The 9,208-nt window shown below is 68.4% G+C and carries 9 protein-coding genes; all 9 read left to right on the top strand.

What is annotated here, in order from left to right:
- Positions 1 to 1,317, top strand: a 1,317-nt coding sequence (locus tag VLK61_RS14465; protein WP_325422315.1) for a pseudouridine synthase, incomplete at its 5' end; no start/stop codon positions are given.
- A gap of 79 nt (positions 1,318 to 1,396) precedes the next feature.
- The gene (ndk, locus tag VLK61_RS14460; RefSeq protein WP_325422314.1) at positions 1,397 to 1,822 is read left to right on the top strand and encodes a nucleoside-diphosphate kinase; all 426 of its coding nucleotides are present in this window, start codon (positions 1,397 to 1,399) and stop codon (positions 1,820 to 1,822) included.
- Between the two features lie 37 nt (positions 1,823 to 1,859).
- Positions 1,860 to 3,002 (top strand): 23S rRNA (adenine(2503)-C(2))-methyltransferase RlmN, encoded by a 1,143-nt coding sequence (rlmN, locus tag VLK61_RS14455; protein WP_325422313.1) that lies wholly within the window; start codon positions 1,860 to 1,862, stop codon positions 3,000 to 3,002.
- Positions 2,999 to 3,817, top strand: a complete 819-nt coding sequence (gene pilW / locus VLK61_RS14450; RefSeq protein WP_325422312.1) for a type IV pilus biogenesis/stability protein PilW — start codon at positions 2,999 to 3,001, stop codon at positions 3,815 to 3,817. The genes rlmN and pilW overlap by 4 nt, the downstream gene beginning before the upstream one ends.
- On the top strand, positions 3,810 to 4,706 hold the full coding sequence (locus VLK61_RS14445) for a helix-turn-helix domain-containing protein (protein ID WP_325422311.1): 897 nt from the start codon (positions 3,810 to 3,812) through the stop codon (positions 4,704 to 4,706). Before pilW ends, VLK61_RS14445 begins: the two co-directional genes overlap by 8 nt.
- The gene (gene ispG / locus VLK61_RS14440) at positions 4,703 to 5,986 is read left to right on the top strand and encodes a flavodoxin-dependent (E)-4-hydroxy-3-methylbut-2-enyl-diphosphate synthase (RefSeq protein ID WP_325422310.1); all 1,284 of its coding nucleotides are present in this window, start codon (positions 4,703 to 4,705) and stop codon (positions 5,984 to 5,986) included. The genes VLK61_RS14445 and ispG overlap by 4 nt, the downstream gene beginning before the upstream one ends.
- A 103-nt stretch (positions 5,987 to 6,089) precedes the next feature.
- Positions 6,090 to 7,400, top strand: coding sequence for a histidine--tRNA ligase (gene hisS, locus VLK61_RS14435; protein ID WP_325422309.1), 1,311 nt, complete (start codon positions 6,090 to 6,092; stop codon positions 7,398 to 7,400).
- A gap of 28 nt (positions 7,401 to 7,428) precedes the next feature.
- Positions 7,429 to 8,091, top strand: coding sequence for a YfgM family protein (locus tag VLK61_RS14430; protein ID WP_325422308.1), 663 nt, complete (start codon positions 7,429 to 7,431; stop codon positions 8,089 to 8,091).
- Positions 8,088 to 9,203 carry an outer membrane protein assembly factor BamB gene (bamB, locus tag VLK61_RS14425; protein WP_325422307.1) on the top strand — a complete coding sequence of 372 codons (1,116 nt, stop codon included), beginning with the start codon at positions 8,088 to 8,090 and terminating at the stop codon, positions 9,201 to 9,203. The genes VLK61_RS14430 and bamB overlap by 4 nt, the downstream gene beginning before the upstream one ends.
- Positions 9,204 to 9,208: the final 5 nt, after the last annotated feature.

The following is a 9,208-nucleotide window of genomic DNA, read 5'->3' as shown; positions in this document are numbered from 1 at the left end:
GAACCGGACGCGCCGAAGCTGCACAAGGTGCTGGCGCAGTCCGGCATCGGCTCGCGGCGCGACATGGAGCAGCTGATCGCCGACGGCCAGGTCAGCGTGAATGGCCAGGTGGCGCACACCGGCCAGCGCATTTCCTTCGGTGACCAGATCCGTGTTCAGGGCAAGCCGGTCAAGGTGCGCATTTCGCCGCCGCTGCCGCGTGTCATCGCCTACCACAAGCCGGTCGGCGAAGTCGTCACCAACGACGATCCGCAGCACCGCCCGACGGTGTTCCGCCGCCTGCCGCGGCTGCCGCAGGGCAAGTGGCAATCGGTGGGCCGGCTGGACATCAATACCGAAGGCCTGCTGCTGTTCACCAACTCGGGCGAGATGGCGAACCAGCTGATGCATCCGCGCTTCGGTGTCGAGCGCGAATATGCCGTGCGTGTGCTGGGCACGCTCGACCAGGACGGGCGCGAGAGCCTGCTCGAGGGCGTCGAGATCGATGGCCAGCGCGCGGCCTTCAAGTCGATTGCCGATGGTGGTGGCGAAGGGGTCAATCACTGGTACCGCGTGGTCATCACCGAAGGCCGCAACCGCGAGGTGCGCAAGCTGTTCGACACCGTCGGCCTGGCGGTGAGCCGGCTGATCCGCATCCGCTACGGTTGCGTGGTCTTGCCGCGGGGGCTGAAGCGCGGCGTCTATGTCGACCTGAATGAAGCCGAGGTGCGCGAGCTGCGCCGCATGGCCGGTGGCCGCGATGTGCGCGAGAACCGCGACGGGCAGGGCGGCCCGGGGCCTCGCCCGCCGCAGGGCCAGGACGGCGGCGGCAAGTCGCGCCGCAACCGGCGCGGTGGCCAGCAGGGGCGCGGAGACCGCGCGCCCGATCGTCCGGACCGCGCTAATGATCGCAATGCAGATCGCAACATCGATCGCACCACCGATCGCCCGTTCGAACGCCGCGAACCCGGCGAAGGCGGGCCGATCCCGAACCCGTTGCAGCAGACCTTCGACAAGCGGGCGATCCGCGAAGCGTCGCGCCAGCCCAAGCGCGAGTATTCGGAAGACGGGCCGATCCCGAACCCGCTGGAGCAGACTTATGACAAGCGCTTCGTGCAGAAGCAGCGTGGCATCGGCGGTGGTGGCGGTGGCGGTGGCGGTGGCCGCAACCGCGGTGGTGATCAAGGCGGTCAGCCCGATCCGCTGAAGACCGCGGTGGGCTACATCGGGGCGGATGCCTTCGTGCGCAAGTTCCAGGGCAATGGCGGTGGTGGCGGTGGCGGTGGCGGTGGCGGTGGCGGTGGCCGCGGCGGCCGTCGCCGCGGTGGCGGCCGCTGAAACACCGCGATGCCGATCGACACGCGGTCAAGCTAGAATATTTGGTTTACTTGTTAAGTCATTGATTCAGGAGAACTTTATGGCCATTGAACGCACGCTCTCGATCATCAAGCCCGATGCTGTGGCAAAGAACGTGATCGGCCAGATCTATGCCCGCTTCGAAGGTGCTGGTCTGAAGATCATCGCCGCCAGGATGGCGCACCTGTCGCGCGGCGAAGCCGAGGCGTTTTACGCCGTGCACAAGGCCCGTCCGTTCTTCAAGGACCTGGTCGAGTTCATGATCTCGGGCCCGGTGATGATCCAGGCGCTGGAAGGCGAGGGCGCCATCGCCAAGAACCGCGACCTGATGGGCGCCACCGACCCGAAGAAGGCCGAGAAGGGCAGCATCCGTGCCGACTTCGCCGAATCGATCGACGCTAACGCCGTGCACGGTTCGGACGCAGCGGAGACCGCCGCGGTCGAAGTGGCGTTCTTCTTCCCCGGCATGAACGTCTACAGCCGCTGATCGCAAGCGCTAACGGCGAAAAAGGGCGGCAGCCGTCGTGAGCCCGGTCAACCTTCTCGACTTCGACCTCGACGGACTTGCCGCCTATTGCGAAGGGCTGGGCGAAAAGCGCTTTCGCGCCGTTCAGCTGTTCCGCTGGATCCACCAGAAAGGCGCTGCGGACTTCACGCAGATGTCCGACCTGGCCAAGTCGCTGCGCGACAAACTTGCCGGCGCGGCGCTGATCCAACCGCTGGCGCAGATCAGCGAGCAGGCCTCGGCCGACGGCACGATCAAGTGGCTGTTCGATGTCGGTAACGGCGACGCGGTCGAGACCGTGTTCATCCCCGAAGACGATCGCGGCACGCTGTGCGTGTCGTCGCAAGCCGGCTGTGCGGTGGGCTGCCGCTTCTGCTCCACCGGTCACCAGGGTTTCAGCCGCAACCTGAGCACCGGCGAAATCATCGCCCAGCTCTGGTTTGCCGAGCACCACCTGCGCCAGCGCCTGAAGCTTGGCGTCGGTGAACGCGCGATCAGCAATGTCGTGATGATGGGCATGGGCGAGCCGCTGCAGAACTACACGGCACTGGTGCCGGCGCTGCGCACGATGCTCGACGACCACGGCTATGGCCTGTCGCGCCGGCGCGTCACGGTCTCGACCTCCGGCGTCGTGCCGATGATCGACCGGCTGCGCGACGATTGCCCGGTCGCCCTCGCGGTCTCGCTGCATGCACCGACCGACGGCTTGCGCGACCAGTTGGTGCCGCTGAACCGCAAGTACCCGCTGGCCGAGCTGATGCAGTCCTGCCGTAGCTACCTGGCCGCCGCGCCGCGCGACTTCATCACCTTCGAATACTGCATGCTCGACGGCGTCAATGATGCGCCGGAGCAAGCACGCCAGCTGATCGCGCTGGTCGCCGGGCCGCGTGCCGCCGAACGCGTGCCCTGCAAGTTCAACCTGATCCCGTTCAACCCGTTCCCGGCCTCGGGCCTGAAGCGCTCGCCCAGGGACCGCGTGCTGGCCTTTGCCAAGGTGCTGCAGGAGGCCGGCATCGTGACGACCATCCGCAAGACCCGCGGCGACGACATCGATGCCGCCTGTGGTCAACTGGCCGGCGAGGTGCAGGACCGCACCAACGCCCAGAAGCGCATGACCCGCCCGGTGATCCGCATCGAGCCCTCGACCCAGGAATTGCCATGACTCCGTTGCGGGCTGTTCGACACGGCGGCCTGCAGGCCTTGCTGACCCTGCTGGTCATGACAGGCCTGTCGGGCTGCGCAACGCAAGGGGCTGGGCAAGGCGAGTTGCGTGAACGTGCCACTGACTCCGACCAGACCGATGCCGACCGCCGCGCGCGGGTGCGGCTGGAACTGGCCGGCGCCTATTTCGGCCGCGGCCAGTTGGACACCGCGCTCGACGAATTGAAGCTGTCGATCGCCGCCAATCCGAACTACAGCGCCGCCTACAACCTGCGCGGGCTGATCTACGCCAGCCTGGGCGACGATGCGCTGGCCGAGGACAGCTTTCGCCGCGCGCTGCAGCTGAACAACCGCGATGCCGATGCGATGCACAACTACGGCTGGTACCTGTGCCAGAGGCAGCGCTACAACGATGCCAATGCGCAGTTTCAGCTGGCTCTCGCGCAGCCACAGTACCGCGATACGCAGCGCACCTTGCTCGCCCGCGGCATCTGCCAGGCGCGCGCCGGCCAGCTGATGGAAGCCGAGGGCTCGCTGATGCGTTCCTATGAGCTCGATCCGGCCAACCCGGGCACGGCCATCAACCTGAGCGACGTGCTGCTGCGCCGCGGTGAGTTCACCCGGGCGCGCTTCTACATCGGGCGCGTCAATGCGCAGCAGGCCACGACCAATGCGCAATCGCTGTGGCTGGCGGCGCGCATCGAACACAAACTCGGCAATGCCGTGGGCGCGCGTGACCTCGGCGAGCAGATGCGCAGTCGCTTCCCGCAGGCGCCCGAGGTTCAGCTCTTCGACAAGGGGCGCTTCGATGAGTGATTTGTCCGCGCTGCCGGGTGAACCCGAGGTGTCGGGGGCGGGTGCGTTGCTGCGCGCCGCGCGCCAGAAGCAGGGCCTGCACATTGCCGCGCTGGCCGCATCGATCAAGGTCACGCCGGCCAAGCTGGAAGCGCTGGAAGCCGGCCGCTACAACGAGTTGCCCGATGCCACCTTCACCCGCGCGCTGGCCCAGAGCATCTGCCGCGTGCTGAAGATCGATGCGGAGCCGGTGCTGGCGCAACTGCCGTCCACGCGTGACGCGACGCTGGACAAGGTGCGCATCGGGCTGAACACGCCGTTCCGCGAGCGCCCCGGCCGCATCGACCCGGTCGATTGGGCGCTGTGGCGCCGGCCGGCAGTGTGGCTGGTCCTGCTGCTGCTGGCTGCCGCCGCGGCCTTCGTGATGGTGCCCGGCCACTGGTTGCAGCGCTGGCTGCCCTCGGCCTCACGCGACGCCGAGGCGCCCATGCCCTCGGCGACCACGGATGTGCCGGCGGCAACACCGGCCGCAGCCGCGGCCTCCAGCGTCGTCGAAGTGATCACGATGCCGGTGGCCGAGGCATCGTCGGCGCCATCGCCGGCACCAGTGGCTGCGTCGGCCGCTGCGGCACTGACACCACCCGCCGCCAGCGCCCCTGTCCCCGCCGTCAATGCCACCGGCGCCCGTGTGCGCGCCATCCGCGCCACCTGGGTGCAGGCCAGCGATGCCAAGGGCCAGTTGCTGATCAGCCGCGTGCTGCAGGCCGGCGAGACGGTGGACCTCGACGGCGCCCGGCCGTTGCGTGTGCGCATCGGCAACGTGCAGGGCACCGAGTTGCTGCACCGCGGCCAGCCCGTCGACCTGGCCTCCCGGTCGCAGAACAATGTGGCCAACGTCGAGCTGCCATGAACAATCCCTCCCCCGATGCCCCCCTGCTGATCACCCCGGCCTGGCCCGCGGCACGCCGTTCACGCCAGGCGCGCGTGGCCTGGGGCAGTCGTGTCGTGACGATCGGCGGCGATGCGCCGGTGCGTGTGCAATCGATGACCAACACCGACACGGTGGATGTCATCGAGACGGCGATCCAGGTCAAGGAACTGGCGGTCGCCGGTTCGGAGTTGGTGCGCATCACGGTCAATACGCCCGAGGCGGCCCGGGCCGTGCCGGCGATCCGCGAGCAGCTCGACCGCATGGGCATCGATGTGCCGCTGATCGGCGATTTCCACTACAACGGCCACACGCTGCTGACCGAGTATCCGGAGTGCGCCGCGGCCCTGTCGAAGTACCGCATCAACCCGGGCAATGTCGGCAAGGGCCAGAAGCGTGACCGGCAGTTCGCGCAGATGATCGAAGCCGCCTGCCGGCATGACAAGGTGGTGCGCATCGGCGTCAACTGGGGCAGCCTGGACCAGGAACTGCTCGCCGCGATGATGGACGAGAACGCCCTGCGCGCCGCGCCGTGGGATGCCAAGCAGGTGATGTACCAGGCGCTGGTGCAATCGGCGTTGCAGTCAGCCGACTGGGCGCGTGAGCTGGGACTGGATGCCAATCAGATCATCATCAGCTGCAAGGTCAGCGGCGTGCAGGACCTGATCACCGTCTACCAGGCGCTGGCGCAGCGCTGCGATTACGCGCTGCACCTGGGGCTGACCGAAGCCGGCATGGCCACCAAGGGCACGGTGGCCTCGTCGGTGGCGCTGGGCGTGCTGCTGCAGCAGGGCATCGGCGACACGATCCGCGTCTCGCTGACGCCGCAGCCGGGTGAGTCGCGCACGCAGGAAGTGCTCATCGCGCTGGAGATCCTGCAGGGCCTGGGCCTGCGCCACTTCAACCCCAGTGTCACCGCCTGCCCGGGCTGCGGCCGCACCACCAGCACCACCTTCCAGGAGCTGGCCAAGCAGATCGACGACCACCTGCGCGCAATGATGCCGGTGTGGAAGTTGCGCTACCCCGGCGTCGAGAACCTGAAGGTTGCGGTGATGGGCTGCATCGTCAACGGCCCCGGCGAGAGCAAGCATGCCGACATCGGCATCAGCCTGCCTGGCACCGGCGAAGCACCGGCCGCGCCGGTGTTCATCGACGGCCAGAAGGCGATGACCCTGCGCGGCGAAGGCATCGCGCAGGACTTCCACCGCATCGTCGAGGGCTACATCGAGCGCCGTTTCGGCGCCGCCACCGCGGCGCATTGACGCTCATCTGAACCGCTAGCGCCGCCACACGCCGTGGCCGGCCGAGCCTTCCGCCTTCAACCCGGCGCCGCGTGCAGCGGCGCCAACTGGCTTCATCCCTCCCATGACCAACGTCCTCAAAGCCATCAAGGGCATGAACGACATCCTGCCCGGCAGCGTGCCGCGCAAGGACAAGCTGCCCGACAGCGCGCTGTGGCAGTGGTTCGAGACCACTGTGCGCTCGGTGCTCGGCCGCTACGGCTACCAGTACCTGCTGACGCCGATCGTCGAGCCCACCGCACTGTTCGTGCGCGGCCTGGGCGAGGTGACCGACATCGTCGAGAAGGAGATGTACTCCTTCACCGACGCGATGAACGGCGACCAGCTCACGCTGCGCCCCGAGGCCACTGCCGGCATCGTGCGTGCAATGGTCGAGCACAACGCGCTCTACAACGGCCCGCTGCGCCTGTGGACGCTGGGGCCGATGTTCCGCCACGAGCGGCCGCAGAAGGGCCGCTACCGTCAATTCAACCAGCTTGATGTCGAGGCGCTGGGCTTCGCCGGGCCGGATGTCGACGCCGAGCTGATCCTGATGGTGCGGCGGCTGTGGCAGGAGCTGGGCCTGGTGGTCGGACAGCACGTGCGGCTGGAGCTCAACAGCCTGGGCCAGCCCACCGAACGGCAGGCGCACCGCGAGGCGCTGATCGCCTACTTCGAAGCCCATGCCGAACAGTTGGACGAAGACGCGCGCCGCCGGCTGCACAGCAACCCGCTGCGCATTCTCGACACCAAGAATCCGGCGCTGCAGGCCCTGGTCGAGGCGGCGCCGAGCTTGATGGACTTCCTGGGCGCCGAGACGCTGGGCCACTTCAACGCGGTGCGCGCCGCGCTCGACGCGGCCGGCCTGGCCTACCGCATCAACCCGCGCCTGGTCCGCGGCATGGACTACTACAACCTGACCGTCTTCGAATGGGTCACCGACCACCTGGGCTCGCAGGGCACCGTGTGCGGCGGCGGCCGCTACGACGGTTTGTTCGAACAGCTCGGCGGCAAGCCGACGCCGGCGGTCGGCTTCGGCTTGGGCATCGAGCGGCTGCTGCTGCTGATCCAGGAACTGGCGCTGCCAGTGCCGGCCGTGTCGCCCACGGCCTATGCGGTGGTCGCCGATCCGGCCAGCCTGCCGCAGGTGCTGGTGACGCTGGAAGCCCTGCGCGCGGCCGGCATCGCCGTGCAGATGCATGCCAGCGGCGGTGGCATCAAGGCGCAGTTCAAGAAGGCCGATGCCAGCGGCGCCGCGTTCGCCCTGGTCTTTGGGGCCGATGAGCTGGCGCAAGGCATGGTCGCCGTGAAGCCGCTGCGTGATGCGGCCGCGGCGCAGAGCCTCAAGCCGCTGGCCGATGTGGCCACCTGGGCGCACGAATTGCGCAACGCATAATCCCCCCCTTCGATCTCCGACCGGCGCCATGGCGAACCAACTCGACCTGCAAGAGCAGGAACAACTCGACGAACTCAAGGCTTTCTGGAAGCAATACGGCAACCTGATCACCTGGGTGTTGACGCTGGCGCTGCTGGCCTTTGCCGGCTGGAACGGCTGGAACTGGTGGCAACGCGAACAAAGCGCAAAAGCCGGTGTGCTGTTCGATGAACTCGACAAGGCCGCGCAGGCCAGCGATGCCGCGCGTGGCCAGCAGGTCTTTGCCGAACTGAAGGAGCGCTATCCACGCACGGCCTTCGCCCAGCAAGCGGGTCTGCTCGCCGCCAAGCTGCAGCTCGACAAGGGCCAGGCCGACCCGGCCCGCGCCGCGCTGACCTGGGTGGCCGACAACGCGGCGGAAGATGAATACCGCAGCATCGCCCGCCTGCGCCTGGCGGCCGTGATGCTCGAAGCCAAGCAGTACGACGACGCGCTGAAACAGCTGGACGCCGCCAAGTCGCCCGAGTTCGCCGCGCTGGTGGCCGATCGCCGCGGCGACGTGCTGCTGGCCCAAGGCAAGAAGGACGAGGCCAAGGCGGCCTACGACACCGCCTACAAGGGCATGGACGAGAAGACCGATTACCGCCGCCTGGTGGAGGCCAAACTCACGGCCCTGGGCGCTGCCCCGGCCGCGTCGGGAGCAGCCCGATGAAGCGGCTGACACCTCAGCTGGCGCTGCTGGCCGCTGGCTTGCTGAGCGCCTGTTCCAGCACCGACAAACCGAAACCCACCGCGCTCGAAAGCCTCACGCCGCAGATCGCCGGCCGCCAGGTCTGGAGCGCGCGGCTGGACAACGTGCAGTTCCCGCTGGCCGTCAGCGTGCGCGACGGCGCCTTCATCGTCGCCGGCACCGATGGCACGGTCGTGGCCTACGAGGCGCAGACCGGCCGCGAACAGTGGCGCGGCGAGGCCGGCCGCAAGCTGTCGGCCGGTGTCGGCAGCGATGGGCGTTTCGCGGCGGTGGTGACGGTCGACAACGAACTCGTCGTGCTCGACCGGGGCAAGCGCAGCTGGAGCATCCCGCTGTTGTCGCGGACCACCACCGCGCCACTGGTGGCAGGCGAGCGGGTGTTCGTGGTCGGCGTCGACCGGGTCGTGCATGCCTTCGATGCGCTCGATGGCCGACGCCTGTGGACCTACAAGCGCAGCGGCGAGCCGCTGACGCTGGCGCAGCCCGGCGTGCTGACGGCCTACAAGAACACCTTGCTGGTCGGGCAGGGCGCTTCGCTGGTAGGGCTGGAGCCGACCAAGGGCACGCTGAGCTGGGACGTGCCGGTGACGTCGCCGCGCGGCACCAACGAAGTCGAACGCCTGAACGATCTGGTCGGCCCGGTGCTGCGCGTGGGCGACAGCGTGTGCGCACGGGCCTTCCAGACGGCGGTGGGCTGCGTGGCGGCGAACACCGGCACGCTGCGCTGGAGCCGTCTGAATGCCGGCCAGCAGCCCTTGGGTGGCGATGCCGATTACGTCTTCGGCGCCGATGCGTCCGATCGCGTCTCCGCCTGGCGCGCCGCCACCGGCGACCTGGCCTGGAGCAACGAACGCCTGCTGTACCGCGGACTGTCGGCGCCCTTGAGCGCCGGCCCCACCGTGGTGTTCGGCGACATCGAAGGGCAGGTGCACTTCCTGGCCCGCGAAGACGGCAAGACCTTGCTGCGCCTGCCGACCGATGGATCGCCGGTGGTCGCGCAGCCAGTGCTGTCCGGCACCACGGTGCTGGTGGTCACGCGCAACGGCGGGCTGTTCGCCTTCCGACCCGACTGAAGCGT

The sequence above is a fragment of the Aquabacterium sp. genome (assembly GCF_035476535.1).
Lineage (GTDB): Bacteria > Pseudomonadota > Gammaproteobacteria > Burkholderiales > Burkholderiaceae_C > Pseudaquabacterium.
This window is presented reverse-complemented; position numbering and strand designations above follow the sequence as displayed.

What these genes read in the sequence shown, in the direction of transcription:
- ndk (WP_325422314.1), top strand. Translation starts at nt 1,397, where the DNA reads ATGGCCATTGAACGCACGCTCTCGATCATCAAGCCCGATGCTGTGGCA.
- pilW (WP_325422312.1), top strand. Translation starts at nt 2,999, where the DNA reads ATGACTCCGTTGCGGGCTGTTCGACACGGCGGCCTGCAGGCCTTGCTG.
- VLK61_RS14445 (WP_325422311.1), top strand. Translation starts at nt 3,810, where the DNA reads ATGAGTGATTTGTCCGCGCTGCCGGGTGAACCCGAGGTGTCGGGGGCG.
- ispG (WP_325422310.1), top strand. Translation starts at nt 4,703, where the DNA reads ATGAACAATCCCTCCCCCGATGCCCCCCTGCTGATCACCCCGGCCTGG.
- hisS (WP_325422309.1), top strand. Translation starts at nt 6,090, where the DNA reads ATGACCAACGTCCTCAAAGCCATCAAGGGCATGAACGACATCCTGCCC.
- VLK61_RS14430 (WP_325422308.1), top strand. Translation starts at nt 7,429, where the DNA reads ATGGCGAACCAACTCGACCTGCAAGAGCAGGAACAACTCGACGAACTC.
- bamB (WP_325422307.1), top strand. Translation starts at nt 8,088, where the DNA reads ATGAAGCGGCTGACACCTCAGCTGGCGCTGCTGGCCGCTGGCTTGCTG.